Source organism: Bacteroides graminisolvens DSM 19988 = JCM 15093 (assembly GCF_000428125.1).
In the GTDB taxonomy this organism is placed as follows: Bacteria; Bacteroidota; Bacteroidia; order Bacteroidales; family Bacteroidaceae; genus Bacteroides; species Bacteroides graminisolvens.
Window position 1 is genome coordinate 106,153 of record NZ_ATZI01000008.1, and the last position, 20,378, is coordinate 126,530.

Annotated in this window: 22 protein-coding genes; 12 read left to right on the forward strand and 10 right to left on the reverse strand. The window is 38.9% G+C overall.

Going from position 1 to position 20,378, the window contains the following annotated elements; genetic code table 11:
* Positions 1 to 118 precede the first annotated feature (118 nt).
* Both C511_RS0108190 and C511_RS0108195 read left to right on the forward strand, forming a co-directional pair.
* Positions 119 to 886, forward strand: a complete 768-nt coding sequence (locus tag C511_RS0108190; protein ID WP_024996694.1) for an SDR family NAD(P)-dependent oxidoreductase — start codon at positions 119 to 121, stop codon at positions 884 to 886.
* 44 nt (positions 887 to 930) lie between these two features.
* Positions 931 to 1,422: an SPOR domain-containing protein gene (locus C511_RS0108195; RefSeq protein ID WP_024996693.1), complete on the forward strand. Its 492-nt coding sequence runs from the start codon at positions 931 to 933 to the stop codon at positions 1,420 to 1,422.
* Positions 1,423 to 1,494: 72 nt separating this feature from the next.
* Here the strand turns inward: C511_RS0108195 and C511_RS0108200 are convergent, their stop codons facing one another.
* Positions 1,495 to 2,757 (reverse strand): YjbH domain-containing protein, encoded by a 1,263-nt coding sequence (locus C511_RS0108200; RefSeq protein WP_024996692.1) that lies wholly within the window; start codon positions 2,755 to 2,757, stop codon positions 1,495 to 1,497.
* A gap of 135 nt (positions 2,758 to 2,892) precedes the next feature.
* Between C511_RS0108200 and ruvX the strand changes: the two genes are divergently transcribed.
* The 7 genes from ruvX (at position 2,893) to rplT (ending at position 9,505) form a co-directional block, all read left to right on the forward strand.
* The gene (gene ruvX, locus C511_RS0108205; protein ID WP_024996691.1) at positions 2,893 to 3,321 is read left to right on the forward strand and encodes a Holliday junction resolvase RuvX; all 429 of its coding nucleotides are present in this window, start codon (positions 2,893 to 2,895) and stop codon (positions 3,319 to 3,321) included.
* A gap of 9 nt (positions 3,322 to 3,330) precedes the next feature.
* On the forward strand, positions 3,331 to 3,885 hold the full coding sequence (def, locus tag C511_RS0108210) for a peptide deformylase (protein ID WP_024996690.1): 555 nt from the start codon (positions 3,331 to 3,333) through the stop codon (positions 3,883 to 3,885).
* 132 nt (positions 3,886 to 4,017) lie between these two features.
* Entirely contained in the window at positions 4,018 to 6,051 is a 2,034-nt protein-coding gene (locus C511_RS0108215) for a tetratricopeptide repeat protein (RefSeq protein ID WP_027318028.1), read from the forward strand.
* Between the two features lie 75 nt (positions 6,052 to 6,126).
* Positions 6,127 to 8,067 (forward strand): threonine--tRNA ligase, encoded by a 1,941-nt coding sequence (gene thrS, locus C511_RS0108220; protein ID WP_024996689.1) that lies wholly within the window; start codon positions 6,127 to 6,129, stop codon positions 8,065 to 8,067.
* Between the two features lie 117 nt (positions 8,068 to 8,184).
* Complete coding sequence (gene infC, locus C511_RS0108225; protein WP_034781966.1) at positions 8,185 to 8,814, forward strand: translation initiation factor IF-3; 630 nt, start codon at positions 8,185 to 8,187, stop codon at positions 8,812 to 8,814.
* A 39-nt stretch (positions 8,815 to 8,853) separates the two neighbouring features.
* Entirely contained in the window at positions 8,854 to 9,051 is a 198-nt protein-coding gene (rpmI, locus tag C511_RS0108230; protein WP_024996687.1) for a 50S ribosomal protein L35, read from the forward strand.
* A gap of 103 nt (positions 9,052 to 9,154) precedes the next feature.
* The gene (rplT, locus tag C511_RS0108235) at positions 9,155 to 9,505 is read left to right on the forward strand and encodes a 50S ribosomal protein L20 (protein ID WP_024996686.1); all 351 of its coding nucleotides are present in this window, start codon (positions 9,155 to 9,157) and stop codon (positions 9,503 to 9,505) included.
* A gap of 399 nt (positions 9,506 to 9,904) precedes the next feature.
* Here rplT and xpt read toward each other — a convergent pair whose 3' ends face one another.
* The 6 genes from xpt to C511_RS0108265 all read right to left on the reverse strand — a co-directional run bounded on the left by xpt (position 9,905) and on the right by C511_RS0108265 (position 15,464).
* A complete protein-coding gene (gene xpt, locus C511_RS0108240; RefSeq protein WP_024996685.1) occupies positions 9,905 to 10,474 on the reverse strand; it encodes a xanthine phosphoribosyltransferase in 570 nt (189 codons plus the stop codon).
* A gap of 7 nt (positions 10,475 to 10,481) precedes the next feature.
* Positions 10,482 to 11,786, reverse strand: coding sequence for a phenylacetate--CoA ligase family protein (locus tag C511_RS0108245; protein WP_024996684.1), 1,305 nt, complete (start codon positions 11,784 to 11,786; stop codon positions 10,482 to 10,484).
* A gap of 19 nt (positions 11,787 to 11,805) precedes the next feature.
* Entirely contained in the window at positions 11,806 to 12,387 is a 582-nt protein-coding gene (locus C511_RS0108250) for an indolepyruvate oxidoreductase subunit beta (protein ID WP_024996683.1), read from the reverse strand.
* A 2-nt stretch (positions 12,388 to 12,389) separates the two neighbouring features.
* A complete protein-coding gene (locus C511_RS0108255; RefSeq protein WP_024996682.1) occupies positions 12,390 to 13,985 on the reverse strand; it encodes a thiamine pyrophosphate-dependent enzyme in 1,596 nt (531 codons plus the stop codon).
* Between the two features lie 37 nt (positions 13,986 to 14,022).
* Positions 14,023 to 15,060, reverse strand: a complete 1,038-nt coding sequence (gene mltG, locus C511_RS0108260) for an endolytic transglycosylase MltG (RefSeq protein ID WP_024996681.1) — start codon at positions 15,058 to 15,060, stop codon at positions 14,023 to 14,025.
* A gap of 158 nt (positions 15,061 to 15,218) precedes the next feature.
* Positions 15,219 to 15,464, reverse strand: a complete 246-nt coding sequence (locus C511_RS0108265) for a GlsB/YeaQ/YmgE family stress response membrane protein (protein WP_024996680.1) — start codon at positions 15,462 to 15,464, stop codon at positions 15,219 to 15,221.
* Between the two features lie 537 nt (positions 15,465 to 16,001).
* On the opposite strand from C511_RS0108265, the gene C511_RS0108270 reads away from it, so the two are divergent.
* A complete protein-coding gene (locus tag C511_RS0108270; RefSeq protein ID WP_024996679.1) occupies positions 16,002 to 16,364 on the forward strand; it encodes a hypothetical protein in 363 nt (120 codons plus the stop codon).
* A 283-nt stretch (positions 16,365 to 16,647) separates the two neighbouring features.
* Here C511_RS0108270 and C511_RS0108275 read toward each other — a convergent pair whose 3' ends face one another.
* The 3 genes from C511_RS0108275 to C511_RS0108285 all read right to left on the reverse strand — a co-directional run bounded on the left by C511_RS0108275 (position 16,648) and on the right by C511_RS0108285 (position 19,059).
* On the reverse strand, positions 16,648 to 17,805 hold the full coding sequence (locus C511_RS0108275) for an IS4 family transposase (protein WP_024996678.1): 1,158 nt from the start codon (positions 17,803 to 17,805) through the stop codon (positions 16,648 to 16,650).
* A gap of 112 nt (positions 17,806 to 17,917) precedes the next feature.
* Entirely contained in the window at positions 17,918 to 18,571 is a 654-nt protein-coding gene (locus C511_RS0108280; RefSeq protein WP_024996677.1) for a hypothetical protein, read from the reverse strand.
* Positions 18,572 to 18,615: 44 nt separating this feature from the next.
* Positions 18,616 to 19,059: a hypothetical protein gene (locus C511_RS0108285; protein ID WP_027318029.1), complete on the reverse strand. Its 444-nt coding sequence runs from the start codon at positions 19,057 to 19,059 to the stop codon at positions 18,616 to 18,618.
* 361 nt (positions 19,060 to 19,420) lie between these two features.
* Between C511_RS0108285 and C511_RS0108290 the strand changes: the two genes are divergently transcribed.
* Complete coding sequence (locus C511_RS0108290) at positions 19,421 to 19,687, forward strand: transposase (protein ID WP_024996675.1); 267 nt, start codon at positions 19,421 to 19,423, stop codon at positions 19,685 to 19,687.
* A 56-nt stretch (positions 19,688 to 19,743) separates the two neighbouring features.
* Positions 19,744 to 20,378, forward strand: a 635-nt coding sequence (locus tag C511_RS18085) for an IS3 family transposase (RefSeq protein WP_244877229.1), incomplete at its 3' end; no start/stop codon positions are given.

Genomic DNA, 20,378 nt, shown 5'->3' on the forward strand with positions numbered 1-20,378 from the left:
TTGCTGAATGAAGGGTTCTTCTGTTGAGTTTAATTATATTTAACTAAACAGATTGACTATTGACAAGCAGGAAACGGTATTTTTGTCTAGGCTTTAAGAATAATGATTAAATAAAATGATGAAAGACAGAATTGTTTTTATAACCGGAGCCAGTAGTGGCATTGGATTGGGTTGTGCTCGGAAATTTGCTTCTCAGGGAGCAAGCCTGATACTTAATGCAAGAAATGTAACTGTTCTGGAGGATATAAAAAAAGAGCTGGAAACAAAATATGCAACTCGTGTTTTGCTATTACCTTTTGATGTTCGTAACCGAGATGAAGTTGCTAAGGCATTAACATCATTGTCGCAAGAGTGGCAGGCAGTTGATGTGTTGATTAATAATGCCGGATTGGTTATTGGACTCGATAAAGAACATCAAGGTAATCTTGATGAATGGGATGTGGTTATTGATACCAACATTAAAGGATTGCTAACTGTAACGCGTCTTTTAGTGCCCGGTATGGTTGAACGAGGCAGGGGGCATATTATCAACATCGGTTCTATTGCGGGTGACGGTGCCTATCCCGGAGGAAGTGTGTATTGTGCAACTAAAGCTGCCGTTAAGGCTCTCTCCGACGGTTTAAGAATAGATTTGGTTGATACGCCGTTGCGTGTAACTAATATCAAGCCCGGTATGGTTGAAACAAACTTCTCTGTAGTACGATTCCGAGGCGATAAAGGAGCTGCGGATCGTTTTTACCAGGGTATTCATGCTTTGTCGGGTGATGATGTGGCCGAAACGGTTTATTATGCAGCTTCTGCTCCTGAACATGTGCAAATTGCAGAAGTCTTGCTAATGCCTACCAATCAGGCTACCTCAACTCTTTCGTATAGAAAAAATGTATAGAATATGATTTTGTAAAACAAATTATTAACTAAAATATGACGATTATGAAAAAATTAGTAATGTTAGCTACGGGTGTATGTGTAGTCTTTGCACTTAGTTCTTGTAAATCAAGTGAAAGTGCTTATAAAAAAGCATACGAGAAAGCCAAACAAAAAGAACTTGCCGAACCTCAAGTGAATGCACCGGTTGATGTAACTCCGGTTACTACAACTTCAACAGTTGTTAAGTCAAATAGCACAGCTCCTGTACGTCAGGAAAAAGTAACTGTGGTTTCAGGTGTTGATGGTTTAAAAGAATATAGTGTAGTTTGTGGTAGCTTTGGTTTGAAAGCTAACGCTGAAGGTTTGAAAGACTTTTTAGATGCCGAAGGTTACAATGCAACCATTGCATTTAACGCTGAAGCTGCGATGTACAGAGTTATTGTTAGTACTTTCTCTGATAGAGGCGCTGCTGCTGATGCTCGTGATGCTTTCAAAGCTAAATATCCTAATAGAAAAGACTTCCAAGGCGCATGGTTATTGTACCGAGTGTTCTAATAAAAACCCTACTTATCAAATAAAAAAAGCTCCGGAAGAATATTCTCCCGGAGCTTTTTTATTTGGTCTTATTTAATCGTTAAGTTCTGATTTTATGAAGTAAGGATTATAACCGTTGTCTTGCATAATGTTGTCACTTGCTTGTGATTTAAATGTTTTGCCATAAACCCTTTCATTACCGGCATTGTAGCCTATACCGAAGTTACTTGAAGGCATTACACGAGGAACATATTTGTTCCTTTTATATTTGTAAGGAGGCAATGCTATCTGAAAGCGGAAACCACCGTTAAATCCATTATTGCCGGCATGTTCTACCTTCATGGCGTAAAACCCAACAGAGGCATGACGAAAATGCCGTATCATATCAAATCGAACACCTAGTTCTTCTTCCAAATAACGTTCTGCTTTCAAGCTGAACTGTGTATTGTAAAGTGGCCAATAAAAGTTGGCGCCTATATTACCGGTAAATTTCCACTCTTTACCGTGGTAAAAAGACCAATTGTCAAATTCCCCTTTTCCAGTATAGGCCAATCGCGCTTCCAGAGAGAAACGCTCATCTCGTAAAAAATGCTTCGCCCTTGCATCCATACCCCAACGGAAATTATTGAAGAAACCGGCAGATGCAGTAAGGAATGTGCGCTGAGGAAGTCGGAATGATTGCGATAACGTAATGAATCCGGGCCTTATTTGTTCGTACTTAGTTCCGTAGTCGTTCACAATGGGGAAGATGATTTGTCCGGTGAATTTCATGCCTTTCCAAAAAGAGACTTCTATTGCGGGAGAGAAGTTCAAAAGTATGTCGTATACCCGTGATAATTTATAATTTTGAAAACTAAACTCCGGATATACCAATAAATCGACCTTATATAATGAACTGTTTGTCTTTTTTTCCTTTTTAATTTCTTTCCAGTTTTCACCCAACTCGTAGCTAACAACCCAATTGCTTTTTTGAGGAACATTTAGGCTGTCTTTTGACTCTTTTGAGTAAAGTAGTGAAATTTGGGGAACGTTGTTATCTAAGATGATCACCCTGCATGATTTATTTTGAGGTAAACCTTCTTTTTGAATAATACTTATAGCCTTATTGACGCCTACACCTGTAAGGCGGTAAGATACACTTTCCAACGTATAAGTTAATTCTTGATTATTTTCTGTGAATGATATGTTTTCAAACCCCAGGTCGCTCAACTCCCTGATTGTTTTGTTCGCATCTTGAGCCTGTGATAAAGAACTTGATAAAAGCCCTATTATAAAAAAGGATAGACTTATAACATGCTTTGATTTCTGAAGAATGATCATATTCTCTAATTTATAAATGTTTAAACTGTAGTTCATTATTTTTTATATTATGCAAAAATAGAGATAGTTTTCTTATGCCCCAATTATTTATGTGAAAAAAGAAGATTTATCTGTCTTTTTCTTTTCAAATGAAATACATTAATGAAAATAAATTGTAATTTTGCACCACTTATGGGACGAATATTGGCAATAGATTATGGTAGAAAGCGCTGCGGAGTTGCTGTAACCGATACGTTACAGATAATAGCCGGCGGGTTGGCTACAGTCGCTACTCACGAACTTTTGAAATTCATAACTGACTACTCAAATAAGGAAGATGTTGATCAGATTATTATCGGACTTCCCAAACAGATGAACAATGAAGCCTCGGAAAGCATGAAATATATCAAACCTTTTGTTGCTTCTTTAAAGAAAACGTTACCGGATATGAATGTGGAATATGTCGATGAACGTTTTACATCGGTTTTGGCACATCGCACGATGATGGAAGCCGGTTTAAAAAAGAAGGATAGGCAGAATAAGGCATTGGTTGATGAAATAAGTGCGACCATTATATTGCAAACATATCTTGAGGCAAAACGTTATAGTATAAAAAAATAAATTTTAAATATGATATTACCTATTTATGTATACGGCCAACCTGTGTTGAGGATTGTAGCCGATGATATTACACGTGATTATCCGGATTTATCGGAACTTATTAAGAATATGTTTGAAACGATGGATCGCGCAGATGGCGTAGGTCTTGCTGCTCCACAAATCGGTTTACCTATTCGCGTAGTCGTTATTGATCTTACCCCACTGGCCGATGAACATCCTGAGTTTGCCGACTTTAAAAAAGCATACATCAATGCTCATATCCTTGAAACTGAAGGAGAAGAGGTTTCGATGGAGGAAGGCTGCTTGAGTTTACCTGGTATTCATGAGAGCGTAAAAAGAATGAACCGCATCCATGTGAAATACATGGATGAGAATTTTGTGGAGCATGACGAATGGGTTGAGGGTTATTTGGCAAGAGTGATGCAGCATGAATTTGATCATCTTAACGGCATCATGTTTATTGATCATATTTCACCGTTACGCAAACAGATGATTAAAGGAAAATTAAATGCAATGCTAAAAGGGAAGGCACGCTGTTCTTATAAGGTAAAAACAGTTAAATAAAATTCGTAGATCATATTGAGCTTGTGTTTAATGAGGCTTAATTTGGTCAAAAAATACAAAAAGCAGTACTATGTTCTTTGTTTGTCAGTTAAAAGCTATATTTTTGTTTTGCTTATTAATAATTGAAAGCTGATGGTCAAGAATATAATACTGCTTTTGCTGTTTTTTCCTGCTTATCTTTGTGCCCAAATCAATACAGAACGAGTAATGACTATTGCTCGGAATGCATTGTATTTTGAAGACTACGTTCTTTCTATCCAGTACTTTAACCAAGTAATCAATGCGAAACCTTATTTGTACGAGCCTTATTTTTTTAGAGGATTGGCCAAAATAAATCTGGAAGACTATCAAGGCGCCGAAGCTGATTGTAGTGCTGCAATAGAGCGTAATCCTTTTGTTGTAGGCGCTTATCAGATACGCGGACTGGCCCGTATCAAGCAAAGTAAATTTGAAGGAGCTATTAGCGATTATAAAACAGCACTTCAGTACGAACCCGAAAACATAACCCTGTGGCATAACCTCTCCTTGTGTCACATTCAAAAGGGTGATTACGATGCTGCCAAAAAAGACCTCGGAAATTTGTTGGCTTTATCACCCAAATATACTAAAGCCTACTTGATGAGAGGAGAGGTTTTACTAAAACAGAAAGATACCATTCAGGCTTATCGCGATTTTGATCTTGCGATTGAAATGGATAAATATGATCCGGACGCCTGGACTTCCAGGGCTATTCTAAAACTACAACAGGCGAAATATACAGAGGCTGAATCTGACTTGAATCAGGCTATTCATTTGAATGTAAAAAATGCAGCTAACTACGTAAATAGAGCATTAGCCCGTTTTCACCAAAACAACCTGAGAGGTGCTATGAGCGATTACGATCTCGCTTTAGATGTTGACCCGAACAATTTTATCGGTCACTACAACCGCGGTTTGTTGCGTGCTCAGGTGGGTGACGATAACCGGGCTTTGGAAGACTTTGACTTTGTTATTAAAATGGAACCCGATAATATGATGGCCATTTTTAATCGCGGATTGCTAAAATATCAAACAGGAGACTACAAGGGAGCTATCAAAGATTACAGTACGGTAATCAATGAACACCCTAATTTTATGGCTGGTTATTATAATAGAGCGGAGGCTCGTAGAAAAATAGGCGATAAAAATGGCGCCGAACGCGATGAATTTAAAATACTAAAGATGCAGCTTGATAGAAAGAACGGATTGCTTTCTTCAAATACAAATAATGACAAGTCGGCCGGAAATAAAGACGAAAACACAGATGATAAATCGAAAACACGTAAGAAATCAGATAAGAACGTTAGTAATTATGGCAAAATAGTTATTGCTGATGATTCAGAAAGCGATCAGAAATACAATAGTTATTACAGAGGTAAAGTGCAAGACCGTAACGTTGAAGTGAGAATGGAACCGATGTATGTGTTAACGTATTATGAGAAAATGAGCGAAGTAAAGCGCAATATAAATTATCATAAATTTATTGACAACCTCAACCGCTCGGGTGCGTTGCCTAAGCGTCTGTATATAACGAATGACGAAGCACCCTTGTCGGAAGCACAGGTCAAGGAACATTTCGCGATGATTGATACACATACCACTGAGATTGTGGAAAACCCTCAGGACTCAAGAAAAAGATTCTCTCGTGCAGTCGATTTTTATCTTGTGCAAGATTTTGAGAACTCAATTGAAGATCTTACTCAGGCTATTTTGAATGATAAAACATTCTTCCCTGCTTATTTTATGAGAGCTTTGGTGCGTTACAAACAACTAGAATACCTTAAGGCTGAAGGACAAAATACGGCAAATGTATCACAAGGAAAAGCTGCAATGGTTGCAGCTATTGACTATGACGTGGTGAAGAATGATTTAGATAATGTCATAGCCTTGGCGCCCGATTTTGTTTATGCATATTATAACAGAGGTAATTTACTTTCTGTACTCAAAGATTACCGTTCTGCTATTATAGATTATTCAAAAGCTATTGATTTAAATAAAGATTTTGCAGAAGCCTATTTTAATCGAGGGCTAACCTACATATTCCTAGGAAATAACAAGAAAGGTATTGCTGATTTGAGTAAAGCAGGAGAGCTGGGAATCGTTTCTGCATATAATATCATAAAACGTTTTACAGAAGTCCCCGAATAATATTTTTGATTTATTTCGGATGTATCTTAAAAGAATTAATTAATTTTGCGTTTCAATAGACAATAACATTAAAATATGATAAAAATAACATTTCCTGATGGCTCAGTTCGTGAATACAACGAAGGAGTTACTGGTCTGCAAATAGCAGAGAGCATTAGTTCTCGTCTTGCGCAAGATGTGTTAGCGTGTGGCGTTAATGGAGATATTTATGATTTGGGACGTCCTATTATGGAAGACGCTTCTGTGGTGTTGTACAAATGGGAGGACGAACAAGGTAAGCATGCTTTCTGGCATACTAGTGCACACTTGTTGGCGGAAGCTCTACAGGAACTTTACCCCGGAATCCAATTTGGTATAGGTCCGGCTATTGAAAACGGATTTTATTATGATGTAGATCCGGGTGAGGCAGTCATAAAAGAAGCTGACCTTGCTGTTATCGAAGCCAAAATGGCTGAACTTTCTGCAAAGAAAGAAGCAGTGGTTAGAAAAGAGATCAGTAAGAGTGATGCTTTGAAGATGTTTGGAGATCGTCACGAAACATACAAATGTGAACTCATTTCGGAGTTAGAAGACGGTAAGATCACCACTTATACTCAAGGAGAATTTACTGATTTGTGTCGTGGACCGCACCTTGTAAACACAGGAGCTATTAAGGCTATCAAGCTTACTTCTGTTGCCGGTGCTTATTGGCGCGGACAAGAAAATCGCAAAATGCTGACTCGTATTTATGGTATCACATTCCCTAAGAAGAAGATGCTCGATGAGCATCTGGCTATGATGGAGGAAGCTAAAAAGCGCGATCACCGTAAAATTGGTAGAGAAATGGAACTTTTCATGTTCTCGGAGACAGTAGGAAAAGGTCTTCCTATGTGGTTACCTAAAGGTACGGCTCTTCGTTTACGATTGGAAGATTTTCTGAAGAAAATACAGAAACGTTTCGGTTACCAACAGGTAATGACCCCTCATATCGGCAATAAAATGCTTTATGTAACCTCAGGTCATTATGCTAAATATGGAAAAGACTCTTTTCAACCTATTAACACACCGGAAGAAGGAGAAGAGTACTTATTGAAGCCGATGAATTGTCCGCATCATTGTGAAATATACAAATGGCAACCTCATTCATATAAAGATCTTCCTTTGCGTTTGGCCGAATTTGGTACCGTTTACAGATACGAACAAAGCGGTGAGCTTCATGGCTTGACACGTGTTCGCAGCTTTACGCAAGATGATGCGCATATTTTCTGCCGTCCGGACCAGGTGAAAGAAGAGTTCTTGAGTGTAATGGATATTATCTTTATTATTTTCAAAGCACTTAACTTTGAAAATTTTGAAGCACAGATATCACTCAGAGACCCTAATAACCGTGAAAAATATATCGGTTCTGATGAGAACTGGGAAAAGGCTGAACGAGCTATTGTTGAAGCTTGTGAAGAAAAAGGTCTCAAAGCCCGTGTGGAACTTGGAGAAGCCGCATTCTACGGCCCTAAGCTTGACTTTATGGTTCGTGATGCAATTGGTCGTAAATGGCAGTTGGGAACCATTCAGGTTGACTACAGTTTGCCCGAAAGATTCCAGTTGGAATATACCGGTGCCGACAACCAAAAACATCGTCCTGTTATGATTCACCGTGCACCTTTTGGTTCTATGGAACGTTTCGTGGCCGTGTTGATTGAACACACAGGTGGTAAATTCCCGTTGTGGCTCACACCTGACCAAGTTGCTATTCTGCCAATTAGTGAGAAGTTCAACGGCTATGCACAAGAGCTGAAAAAATATTTTGAGAACATTGACATTCGTGCTATTGTTGACGAACGTAATGAAAAAATAGGCCGTAAGATACGTGATAATGAAATGAAACGTATCCCTTACATGCTGATTGTAGGTGAGAAAGAAGCAGCCGAAGGACAGGTTGCTGTCAGAAAACAAGGTGAAGGTGACAAAGGAAGTATGAAATTTGAGGATTTTGGTAAAATTCTTAATGAAGAAGTACAAAATATGATAAATATGTGGTAACTTTGCCGCGAAATGTAGAAGCATAGCATTTTTTTAATGTTCTAAAGTTCGCTTTTACTTTAATGATAATAATAATTGGTAATAAAGAAGAAACAAACCGGAAGTAATCGTTTTTTAATGAAGAATGACAGCTTAAAAGGGCAACATCGGATCAACGAGCAGATCCGTGCCAAAGAAGTCCGCATTGTGGGCGACGAAGAGATTGAAGCAAAAGTTTATCCAATCTTTCAGGCCTTAAAAATGGCCGAGGAGCGTGAAATGGATTTAGTGGAGATCTCTCCAAATGCAGAGCCACCTGTTTGTCGTATTATTGATTATTCTAAATTTCTTTATCAGTTAAAGAAGCGTCAGAAAGAACAAAAAGCTAAGCAGGTTAAGGTCAATGTGAAAGAAATACGTTTTGGTCCTCAAACAGATGACCATGACTATGATTTCAAATTGAAACATGCAAAAGGTTTTTTGGAAGATGGAGATAAAGTGAAGGCTTATGTGTTCTTCAAAGGTCGCTCCATTTTGTTTAAAGAGCAGGGTGAGGTATTATTGTTACGTTTTGCCAATGATCTTGAAGATTATGCAAAGGTTGACCAAATGCCGGTTCTTGAAGGTAAAAGGATGACAATCTTTTTATCTCCCAAGAGAAAAGAAATGCCCAAGAAAGTTGTCACTAAACCGGCTGTTGCTCCGGCAAAGCCTCAGGTGAAGGACGATTCAGAAGAATCAAAACCAATGGATGACGCGCAGGTATAGTGCGTCACCATCAATTTTAATAATTAAATATCAATTAAGATGCCAAAGATGAAGACTAACTCCGGTTCTAAAAAAAGATTCGCTCTTACCGGAACAGGTAAAATCAAAAGAAAGCACGCTTTCCACAGTCACATTTTGACTAAGAAGTCTAAAAAGAGAAAAAGAAACTTGTGCAGCACAACAACAGTTGACGTTACTAACGTAAGCCAGGTTAAGGAACTCTTAGCAATGAAGTAACCTCGAGAGCGTACAAAAGTATTATTAAAAGTATTAACCGAATGCATTAGCCTTTAAGATCATTGTTAATCAATGGCGCTAACATTCAAAAAAGAGTAAAACTATGCCAAGATCAGTAAATCATGTTGCTTCAAGAGCAAGAAGAAAGAAAATTTTGAAATTAACCAGAGGTTACTTTGGTGCAAGAAAAAACGTTTGGACCGTTGCTAAAAACACATGGGAAAAGGGTTTAACTTACGCTTACCGTGACCGTAAAAATAAGAAAAGAAACTTCCGTGCGCTTTGGATTCAGCGTATCAATGCTGCTGCACGTTTGGAAGGTATGTCTTATTCTAAGTTGATGGGCGCTTTGCACAAAGCCGGCATTGAAATTAACCGTAAGGTTTTAGCTGATTTAGCTATGAACCATCCGGAAGCTTTCAAAGCAATCGTAACTAAAGCAAAAGCTGCTTAATTTTCTGAATTGAAAAAAGAGGGGCAACCTCTGAAATGATAATTCTTGCCCAAGTTTGCAATCATGTGAACTTGGGCAAGTTCGTTTTAAAAAGTTAGTGAACAAATCACGCTTTGTGCTTGTTTTTATTATAGATAAAGGTTATCTTTGTTGCATAAAAGAATTAGCCGCATTGGTTGGATTGGGAAACTCATCAAGTAAACTGAAATACCGAGACAAGCTTTGCTTTTCAATGGCGGGCCACAATCCTTCGGGATACTTTTTAGTCAGTGGATTACAAAGAGGGTGAGCACTCAAATCATGTCATTCGGAGTTTCATCACATCATCGATGCGGCTTTATTAAAAAGGGCAAACTTGTTAAAAGTCTGCCCTTTTTTGTATCTATAACCCTAGGATACTTATTCTTTAATACGTATTTGGCAATGCGAAAGATCTTCGATGATTGCTAAAGATTCCACCCTGATTCCTTGTTCTTCAATTCGTTTACGGCCATTTTGGAACTCCTTTTCAATAATAAATCCCATTCCTACAAGTTCGGCACCGGCTTGCTTAACCAAGTCAATTATGCCCAATGCAGCATTACCGTACGCCAGAAAGTCATCAACGAACAGAATCTTATCGTCGGGAGTTAGAAAGTCCGAGCTGATAACCACTTCATAATCTCTGTCTTTGGTAAAAGAGTGAACGGTGGTGCTCAACGCATTTTCTATTGTCTTAGGTGATTTCTTTTTAGCAAAGACTACCGGAAGATTCAGTAGGTATCCCGTCATGATAGCAGGAGCAATGCCACTTGCTTCTATGGTCATGATCTTATTTACTTTTGTACCAGCAAAGCGTCTTACAAATTCCACCCCAATGGCCTTCATTAATTGCGGATCCATCTGGTGATTAATAAAACTGTCTACTTTTAAAATTCCCCCTTCAAAACATTTCCCGTCCTGAAGAATTCTTTTCTTTAATAATTGCATAATGTATCTATTTGTTATCTCTCAAATCTTTCACACGTACAGCTTTTCCTTCGCTTTGAGGCAAAGACCCCTTCTTAACCAGCTTGACCTTCGGAGTGACTAGAATTTCATCCTTTAGGCGGCGCACAATTTCTTTTCGTGTATTTTCAAGCTCAATGTAGTTATCTGTTGATAATTCATTTAGTTCTACCTCTACAATCATCTCGTCTTGATTGTGCAACGTTTCAAGTGTAATGAGGTAGTTGCTTCCCAATTCAGGAAACTGTACCAATATCTTCTCTATTTGCATGGGGAATATATTCACCCCTTTGATAATAAACATATCATCGCTTCTTCCTTTGATGCGATCAATGCGTCGGTGCGTACGTCCGCAGGGACATTCACCGGGAATAATGCGCGTAAGGTCACGTGTTCTGTAGCGAATGAGCGGCATCATATTGCGATCAAGTGTCGTAAGAACCAATTCGCCAATTTCACCGTCGGGGAGAGGTTGCAACGTTTCCGGATCGATAATTTCTACCAGATAACAATCCTCCCAGATATGCATTCCGTTTTGCTCCAGGCATTCAAATGCTACACCGGGACCGTTCATTTCAGTCATCCCGAAACAGTTGTAAGCCTTTACACCAAGCATACGCTCAATCTTCCTTCTCTGCTCATCGGTGTGCGGTTCCGCCCCTATAATAAGCGTCTTCAGACTGCTTTCAGTCGGATCGATCCCTTCTTCCTGAAAGACCTCGGCCAAACGAATGGCGTAGCTGGGAATGGCATGCAAAGCCGTTGTTTTAAAGTCGGTTATGAATTTAATCTGCCTTTTGCTGTTACCAGCTGCAGCAGGAACCGTCAATGCCCCCAAACGTTCGGCACCATACTGAAAACCCAGTCCGCCGGTAAACATACCATAGCCTGAACTGTTTTGAAACACATCCTTCTTACGCAACCCCACCATATATAAACATCGGGCAACCAAGTTAGCCCACGAGTCCAAATCGTGCTGCGAGTGTATAATTACAGTCGGATTCCCCGTAGTTCCGCTCGACGAATGAATTCTGACCGCATCTTCCAGATTACCCGCCAGCAAACCGAAAGGATAATTCGCTCTCATGTCAGCTTTGGTGGTAAAAGGTAGCTTGCGGAAATCGTCCAGACACCTGATGGCGTCCGGACTTATGTTGTGCTTTTGAAATTGATCCTTGTAGTAGGGAGCGTTGGAAGCTACTGTCAACGTGCTTTTGATACGTTCCAGTTGCAACTTCTCCAACTCCTGCCGTGGCAGAGTCTCGATGGACTTTTCCCAATATTCTGTGTTCATCGTACTAGATTTAAGTTTGTCACATCATGTTTTCTGCAATCTTCTTGCCCGCAGCAAGTGCTTTCAGATTCAGTTCAACAATCTCATTTCCCTTCTTTTCAAAGATCTCGCGTATGCTGTTTTCTATTTTTGCATAATCAATACCCAGAAACGGAGTAGTTGCCCCCAGCAATACCATATTAGAAACACGCGCAGAACCAACCTCCTTGGCTACTTTATCAACATCCAGTATTACTTTGTGCGGAAGCTTGTTAACTTCATCAATAATAAGCTGCTTATCGGGGTAATTGGGTATATTTTCAAACGTCGTTTCGTTGGTTACCAGCCATCCCTCCTGATTGAGGTAGGGGAGATAGCGCAAACTCTCCATGGGTTCCAGTGAAATAATCAAGTCACATTTGCCCAGCGGAATAAGATCAGACGCAATGGGCAGGTCGCTGATGCGTAAATTTGATTGCACATCGCCACCACGCTGGCTCATGCCATGCACTTCAGATTGCTTCATGTAAAGTCCTTCTTTCAGAGCCGCTTTACCGATAACCGTTGCTATTGATAAAATACCTTGGCCACCAACTCCCGATAATATAATGTCTTTTTTCATGGTTACTTGCTGTTTTTCTTTTTACGCGATAAGGTTTGTACACACTCTCTTCTGGGGATAATAACAGATACCCCCTTGTAATTAATCTCGTCACGGATGATTTGTTTCATTTCATCGAAGTTTTTCTTCAGAGGAACCACTACACGAATATGCTCAGGCTCCACACCAAGTCCCATGCAGATAGCCTCAATGCGTCCTGTCCCGGCAGAATCCTGACCACCCGTCATCGCGGTTGTTTCATTGTCGGAAATCATAACGGTTACATTGCTCTTCTCATTCACACAATCGAGCAAGCCCGTCATTCCGGAGTGTGTAAACGTAGAGTCACCAATCACGGCTACCGAAGGATACAAACCACCATCGGCCGCCCCTTTGGCCATAGTAATAGAAGCCCCCATGTCCACGCATGAGTTGATTGCGTTGAACGGAGCGTTGGCCCCTAATGTGTAACAACCTATGTCACTGAATACTTTGTGTTGCGGATACTCCTGATTCAATATCTCGTTTAGCGCATTGTACATGTCGCGGTGGCTGCAACCATCACACAAAGCCGGAGGTCTCATTTCCACAACGGCAGGCGTGGTGAAGAACACCGAAGTACTTTTACCCAATGCCTTGGCAACAGAATCGGGCGTTAATTCTCCATCGGTTGAGAGCGTGCCATCCAAGCGACCTTTAACCTTGACGCCAATTCCCAGATACCCTTTGAGTTGCCTTTCAACAAAAGGCTGTCCGTCTTCCAGTACCAATATCTCATCACAAGACTCGGCCAATTGAGCCAATTGCTTTTTGGGAAGAGGATACTGTCCGATCTTCAAAACCGGATGCTCACAACCATCAGGATAATTCTCCATTAAATAATTGTAAGCTATGCCACAGGCCACGATACCCAATTTCTTATTTGGTCCGTCGGTTAACGTGTTGTAGATAGAATTCTCAGACGCAGCAATCAATTCACTTTGAAGAGCAAGTAAAGCCTTATATCTCTTTCTGGCATTGCCCGGAAGCAAAATAAACTGTCGGGGATCTTTGCTGAAAGAAATTTCGTTTTGCGCCCTTACCGCTTTCCGTTCAACCCCTGCGCGCGAGTGAGCCAGACGAGTAACGATGCGAAGCAAAACCGGTTCGCCGGTCTTTTCAGACAACTCGAACCCGCTGTACACCATGTCATACGCCTCCTGCTGGTTGCTGGGTTCCAGCATCGGAACCAGAGAAAAGTCGCCATAAAACCGGCTATCTTGTTCGTTTTGTGAAGAGTGCATGCTGGGATCATCGGCAGCAACAACTATTACCCCACCGTTTACCCCCGTTACACCAGCGTTGATAAAACAATCGGCCGCTACATTCATCCCTACATGCTTCATGCAAACCAAAGCCCTTTTGCCGACAAACGACATGCCAAGAGCTGCTTCCATTGCTGTTTTTTCGTTGGCGCACCAATTACGGTGAATGTTTGAGTCAGTGTTTTTAAGCACAGCCTGAATGTATTCAGTAATTTCAGTGGAAGGTGTTCCGGGGTATGCATATACGCCCGATAAGCCAGCGTCTAATGCCGCTTGCGCAATGGCTTCGTCTCCTAGTAAAAGCTGTTTATCCATATTTCTTTCTTTTGGTGTTAATCTGGTATTATATACTTTATTTATAAATGTTACGTTGGTTGAGAGCCTGCCAATACTTGCGTGCGTTGGCCATGTGTTCGGCATAGTTTGCCGCAAAATTATGAGTCCCCGAGAAATCCTCTTTGGCACACATATAAATGTAATCGTGACGTGTGTAATTCAACACACTATCAATGCCTTTGACAGAAGGTATGCGGATGGGGCCCGGAGGCAAACCGATATTTCGGTACGTATTATAAGGCGAATTGATGTTCAGATGATTGTTCATGATACGCCTCAGTCCAAAATCCTGCAAGGCAAATTTAATGGTCGGATCGGCTTGCAACGGCATGGAAGCATGCAAACGATTGATGTATAGCCCCGCTACCATAGGCTTCTCGGCGTTATTGTTTGTTTCCTCCTCAACGATAGAAGCAATGGTAACCACCTCTTCCGGAGTAAAACCGATGGATTTCGCTTTGGCCAGACGTTCACTGTTCCAGAAACGGCTGTGCTCCTTCTGCATCCGCTTGAAGAACTTATCCAGACTGATGTCCCAATAAATTTGGTACGTATCCGGAATAAAAAGACAGATAACCGTTTCCTCTTTGTAGCCCAACTGCGCGCAGAAAGCAGAATCCAGTAGCTGTTTGGCAATTTCGGCTGAATCAATCATCAATTGTTTTCCCAAATAACCGGCCAACTTCTCTTTGGTTCGTTGGTTGCCGATAGTCAGATTCATAGGCTCCTGGTGCCCGCGTGCCAAACGCTTATAAACACGGTAGATATTATCGCCCGGATTGATTAAGTACCGCCCGGTATGTATGTGCTCACTGAAGTTCTGGTATTTGGCCAACAACCGAAACCCCTGAAAGTTACCCGGATTTCCGGCAGCAATAACCTTGTTAAACACAGAATCGGTATTGTCATCCTTGTCAATGTACACATATACTTTGTCAGACGGTTTGAACTGCGGATAAAGCAGATAATAATAGATAGTGCCCAAGGCACAAAGACTACACAATACACCTAAAGATATACCAATTAGTAGCTTTTTGTTCTTTCTTGAAGTCATTTGGCGAGTAAATTGAATTTGCACGCAAAGATATAAAGATTTGTAGTAATTGGCTTTAGTGTAGCGTGAAAATATTGGAAATCAGGACAAAAAAGAGTGAGAACATCTCTAATTAGGAAGCTCTCACCGCGTTATTTGATTCTTGTAATTGAAAAGTCTCAGTCGCCTCGTTTGAAGAAAGACGCTATCCACAAAAGAAGAATAGCTCCAACTGTTGAAGTGGTTAAGTTACCGATAATACTTGTTGTTTGGAATCCTAGCAGACTGAATACCCAGCCACCCAGCACACCGCCCACAATTCCTAATAATAAGTTTGTGAATAAACCGAACCCGCCACCACGAGTAATTTTCCCTGCCAGATAACCGGCAAGTATACCAATGAGTATGTACCAAATAAAATTCATAACTTTCTTTATTAATGATTTAATAATTGTATTAAGTAATAACACGGTAGAAGTAAAAAAGTTTTTATAAAGAAGAGTCGGGGATCACTGATGCTAATATATTGCTTACATCCCATATTTTTTCCGTAATTTTAGTAGCTCATTTAATTAAGTATTGCTTGAACTCATTGCCTTCATTTTTATTAATGGAAGATGTTTTTTTGAATGAGTGCTAGGAAAGAGAATGTTTTATTTTTCAAAACGTGTGATATTAAAAAAAAAGTAAGTTTACTCTTAAAAAGTCTCTGTCAGGATCCTTTTGAAAGATGCCATTTTTCATAAAATTTAATTAAGATGTGATCAAAATCTCATATAATGTATTACATTTGCCGCTGCTGATTAAAAAGGGGGAGGTGCTCGCCATATGTCTATTTAGTTGATGAACGGATCGTTGAACATAATCCAACAGCTTGCAGAGGAAGAAAGCTCAATCTGCAACTACAGTTTGAATAGTAAGTTCGAATATAATGTTTACTTATACAAATAAATTATTGGAAGATGATAAAAAGAAATAAGGTAATCATATTGTATATAGTTGCTTTTTTTACTTTAATTTGGGTTTTATATTCAAATATAAATGTTGCAATACAAACTACCGTAACATTTTTTGGTATATCATTCTTTGTCTATACTTTAATCTTTATTTATAAACGATTAAAAAGCAATAAATTTAGATTTAGTGGAGCTATATCTAGGAAAGAATGGCTGTTTTCTGCTATTGCAATCATTGTTATTTGGGCACTCTTTTTGACTGTACTATCAGAAACTAGCCTGATTTTCGCAACAAGTGTGTCTTCTATTTTACTTGTAGGACTATTTATATACGACAAAGTTAAAACAATAATAGCAAAATTATTTTAGGCGAGTGCTATTGCTGCAGAATATACGAATAATATAGTAAAGCTCCCTTAATATCAGTGAGTGTTCGAAAAATATATGCATCTAGCGCTCCTTTTCGTCAACTACCCAATTGTTCCATCTCTGAAGTGTTTTTTTTACAGTGCCCAAATACTGGCTTTTTATTGAATTTTGCTGTTAATTTCCAACAATTATTATCTATTGTATATGTTCAATCTCTTTTCTGACCATTTGCTCACATCTCATACGTTTTCCGTAATTAATTAGTTCATTTCATTAGTGTCCACTAAAATAAATTAAGAGTTAATTGACCATCTTCAGTATCACATACAGGTTCATTAGCAAAGATATCTTTGATCGGAGTCTTGTCAAACAGGGAAGCGATCAAAATTCGCAACACTTCGTATGTCGTCCTATGCGATTTAAGGTCATGCTCTATAATAGCTACCATGCAATAAGCTGTGATAGAGGTAAATATCTGGATTCTAACAGCACTTTCAGTTGTCCCCCAGAAGGACTTAATCTTAAGATGTTGCTTAATCCATTTAAAAAAGAGTTCCACTCGCCAACAATATTTATACAAGAGGGCAACTTGCAGAGCAGGTATTTCCAAGTTGTTGGTCAGGTAGACAAAAGTTCGGTTCAAATCAGCTGCATAGTAGACAACTCTGCGAAGTTTTTCCGGATACTTCTTGGCAGTGTTGTAACCTGTCAGTTCTATAAGTTGATCAGAGAGTATGCCATTTTTATTATGGTTGACATCAAGTTCTTCAAGGATTTCATATTGGAGATTCCCTCTTTGCCGTATAACAAAAAACGATTCAATTTCTGTAATATGAAAGAGTCTCTTCAAATCAAAATATCCACGGTCAAAAATGTAATAAGCCCCTGGCTGATAAGGAATAGAGTCCATTGCATTCTGATCATGAAGCTTTGCTTGAGTAACATGTCTGTACGTGGGTATGTCTGTTTCAACATCGTAAAGCGTATGCATTTTGATACCAGCCTTAGTGTGTCTGAACTTTGCCCACCAGAAGACACGCAAACAAAGGTCGATAGTGGTCGAGTCAAAGGCATATACCTGTCCGTCTATCTCAAAATCTTTGTTGATTCGTTTCTTTCTTGCAATATCAATCATCCGATAAGCAAACTCCTCAAAGATTTTGGGTTCTCGTCGTTCGTTGACTTTTGCAAGATTACTTCTCGTTACATGCTTGCCAAAGCCAAGATGATACGCTTTGCTTCCATGAGCTGCGAGAGTTGTCACAAGATCACGAAGACTGTCACGGTTACTCAACTGCCCGAACATCATTACGAGGAGTTGATTCCAGCACGTAAAGTGCTTCACATATTTGTTACCTTCGTATTTCATGACAATTGCATCAAAAACTCTTTGAGGCAGGAACTCTACAAGTTGAGAGAATATATATTTTCCGGTGTTCATCGAATGAGTGGTTTGCTTATTGGTTGCAAATGTAATCCATTCAAATCGTCACGCAGGAATATGAACTCTAATGCATTGTTATTTAATAACTTACGGGGGAATTCGCTAATCTTTAGTGGACACTAGTGAGTTCATTTATTAAATATTTCTTAAACTCATTACCTCCATTTTTATTAATGGAAGATATTTTTTGAATGAGTTCAAGGAATGAGAATGTTTTATTTTTCAAAACGTGTGATATTAAAAAAGTAAGTTTACTTCTAAAAAGATTCCAACTCGCAGATTCTTTTTGTAGGAAAAATAGGCAGGTTTGTGATAAGATAACAAGACCTGCTTCAGGAACTATGTCACAGTAATATAATACCAGTGGAAAGCCTTTGTCAGGATCCTTTTGGAAGTAATAAATTATAAAATCTTCATATATAACACTGTGATATTTTAATTGTAGCATTGCCTCAACTAATGTATAGTTCCAATGATCATCTTTTGAAAGATGCCATTCTTTATATAATTCTTCAAGTTTGGGAGCAAGTTCAATTGCATTTATTTCAACTATTGTTTTCAATGCGACTGAACGATAATTATTGTTATTGAACTCTACTTCATTTAAAAAGAATTTTAATATGCTTTCTTTATCATCCTCCACTGTAACAGATAGTTTAGAAGATAGCTGGTGAATAAATTCACCGCCACCATCCTTGTAATGATTAGCGTTGTATTCGCATTCTATAGTGCGAAGAATATTAATTATTGTATCTGTATTCATGGTAATTAGATGTTTTGTAAAGTGTAATTGTAAGCTCGTTTAAGCTATACAATCAATTCTTTCGTGTAAGATATATAGTCACTCAGCCCCCAATAACAGCCCTGTCCTTGTTTAGAGTTCCATTCTTCAATGACTTTTTTTTTAATATTTAAACTTTTGGATACTTCATAACTATCTGTATCATATACACGTAAAAAGATCTCTTTATGATCTTTGTCGTAGATGCGATAAAACATAAAAACATCTAATAAATTGTGGGATTGAATATACTCCTTAAGCCATGAAATGCTATTAGTATTTAATATGAAAAAGCGGTCCGTATCGTATAATTTGTTTTTATTAGAATATTCAAATTGGGAAAAAGAGTTAAAATCAGGAAAGGAATGTAGTATAAGGCTCTCCATCATAACACCATCTAAATGGAATGTGGACCCGTAAGGTATCTTATCTAGAACCGTACAAAGCATTTCGATTTTAAGATCATCCATATACTTACTAATTTAGGGGAAATACTGCTGCAATATATGGAATTCTTTTCGTCCACGCAAGATGATATGTGAAAATGCATTTTTAAAATGATTATTGATATTATTGGCTTTGTTTCAATTCCATAAGGTACAATTAAAAGAATGACAGAATGCCAGCATCAAGTAAAGGATATGTGTTTCAATTCCATAAGGTACAATTAAAAGAAAAAATCAATTGGAAAAGATGCTTTTACCTCTGCGGTTTCAATTCCATAAGGTACTGTGTGCTTCCTGTCAGCTTCCCTTTTTTGTGTGCTTCCCTTTAAGTCGGACTGTTTGTAATTAGACAAATCTTATTAAATTTGTCAAGGAGGAATAAAAGATGAAAAAGTCAAGACACAGTGAGCATGAAATCGTAAAAGCAGTCAATCAGCTTGATAGTGGTTTATCTACAGATGTTATCTGTCGTGAATATGGTATATCTCGTGCTACTCTTTATAATTGGAGATCGAAGTACAGCGGCATGGATTCAAGCCATATTAAGCGCTTGAAAGAGCTTGAAGAAGAGAATCGTCGCCTAAAGCAGATGTATGCTGATATAGCTTTAGATAATAAGATCCTAAAGGATGTCATCGAAAAAAAGCTATAGAGCCCGAGGTAAAGAAAGACGTTGTAGCAGAAATAGTAACGGATTACAAAATCAGCATCACTGGGGCATGCAGGTTAATATCGATTCATCGTTCGTATTTCTATTATGCTGAAAAGAAGGATGATAATGAGGTAATTGATTCCATTCGAGAAGCCTCAGAGTTTGGCGATGGATTCTGGAAAATCTATTCAAGATTACGTCGGGAAGGTAAAAAATGGAATCATAAACGAGTGTATAGGGTTTATAAACTGATGAGGTTTAATAAGCGCTCAAAGCTAAAGAAACGATTGCCAGCAAGAGTTAAGCAACCTCTTATTACTCCAGGTCTGCCCAATCAAACTTGGTCTATGGACTTTGTAAGTGACGGCTTGGAGTGTGGTCGTAAGTTTCGTGTATTGAATATATTGGATGATTTTGACCGTTCCGCCATAGCTCAAGAGATATCAATCTCAATGCCGGCGGAACGTGTTATAAGAATATTGGAGAAAGTAATATGGCTTAAGGGAAAGCCTGAAGCTATAAGATGTGATAATGGACCTGAATTTATTTCAAATAAATTCCAGGATTGGTGCAAAGCTAATGGTATAACGATCAAATATACCCAACCGGGATGTCCTACACAAAACAGTTATGTAGAGCGTTTCAACGGTAGTTACCGAAGAGGGGTGTTAGATGCATATATCTTTAGAAC

Bases quoted from the DNA above. Each gene is read 5' to 3' on its own strand.
- C511_RS0108215 (WP_027318028.1), top strand. From the start codon at position 4,018: ATGGTCAAGAATATAATACTGCTTTTGCTGTTTTTTCCTGCTTATCTT.
- C511_RS0108245 (WP_024996684.1), bottom strand. From the start codon at position 11,786: ATGAACACAGAATATTGGGAAAAGTCCATCGAGACTCTGCCACGGCAG.
- C511_RS0108275 (WP_024996678.1), bottom strand. From the start codon at position 17,805: ATGAACACCGGAAAATATATATTCTCTCAACTTGTAGAGTTCCTGCCT.
- mltG (WP_024996681.1), bottom strand. From the start codon at position 15,060: ATGACTTCAAGAAAGAACAAAAAGCTACTAATTGGTATATCTTTAGGT.
- C511_RS0108195 (WP_024996693.1), top strand. From the start codon at position 931: ATGAAAAAATTAGTAATGTTAGCTACGGGTGTATGTGTAGTCTTTGCA.
- C511_RS0108285 (WP_027318029.1), bottom strand. From the start codon at position 19,059: ATGGATGATCTTAAAATCGAAATGCTTTGTACGGTTCTAGATAAGATA.
- C511_RS0108270 (WP_024996679.1), top strand. From the start codon at position 16,002: ATGATAAAAAGAAATAAGGTAATCATATTGTATATAGTTGCTTTTTTT.
- xpt (WP_024996685.1), bottom strand. From the start codon at position 10,474: ATGCAATTATTAAAGAAAAGAATTCTTCAGGACGGGAAATGTTTTGAA.
- C511_RS0108265 (WP_024996680.1), bottom strand. From the start codon at position 15,464: ATGAATTTTATTTGGTACATACTCATTGGTATACTTGCCGGTTATCTG.
- infC (WP_034781966.1), top strand. From the start codon at position 8,185: ATGAAGAATGACAGCTTAAAAGGGCAACATCGGATCAACGAGCAGATC.
- C511_RS0108200 (WP_024996692.1), bottom strand. From the start codon at position 2,757: ATGAACTACAGTTTAAACATTTATAAATTAGAGAATATGATCATTCTT.
- C511_RS0108255 (WP_024996682.1), bottom strand. From the start codon at position 13,985: ATGGATAAACAGCTTTTACTAGGAGACGAAGCCATTGCGCAAGCGGCA.
- C511_RS0108250 (WP_024996683.1), bottom strand. From the start codon at position 12,387: ATGAAAAAAGACATTATATTATCGGGAGTTGGTGGCCAAGGTATTTTA.
- C511_RS0108190 (WP_024996694.1), top strand. From the start codon at position 119: ATGAAAGACAGAATTGTTTTTATAACCGGAGCCAGTAGTGGCATTGGA.
- ruvX (WP_024996691.1), top strand. From the start codon at position 2,893: ATGGGACGAATATTGGCAATAGATTATGGTAGAAAGCGCTGCGGAGTT.
- def (WP_024996690.1), top strand. From the start codon at position 3,331: ATGATATTACCTATTTATGTATACGGCCAACCTGTGTTGAGGATTGTA.
- thrS (WP_024996689.1), top strand. From the start codon at position 6,127: ATGATAAAAATAACATTTCCTGATGGCTCAGTTCGTGAATACAACGAA.
- rpmI (WP_024996687.1), top strand. From the start codon at position 8,854: ATGCCAAAGATGAAGACTAACTCCGGTTCTAAAAAAAGATTCGCTCTT.
- rplT (WP_024996686.1), top strand. From the start codon at position 9,155: ATGCCAAGATCAGTAAATCATGTTGCTTCAAGAGCAAGAAGAAAGAAA.
- C511_RS0108280 (WP_024996677.1), bottom strand. From the start codon at position 18,571: ATGAATACAGATACAATAATTAATATTCTTCGCACTATAGAATGCGAA.
- C511_RS0108290 (WP_024996675.1), top strand. From the start codon at position 19,421: ATGAAAAAGTCAAGACACAGTGAGCATGAAATCGTAAAAGCAGTCAAT.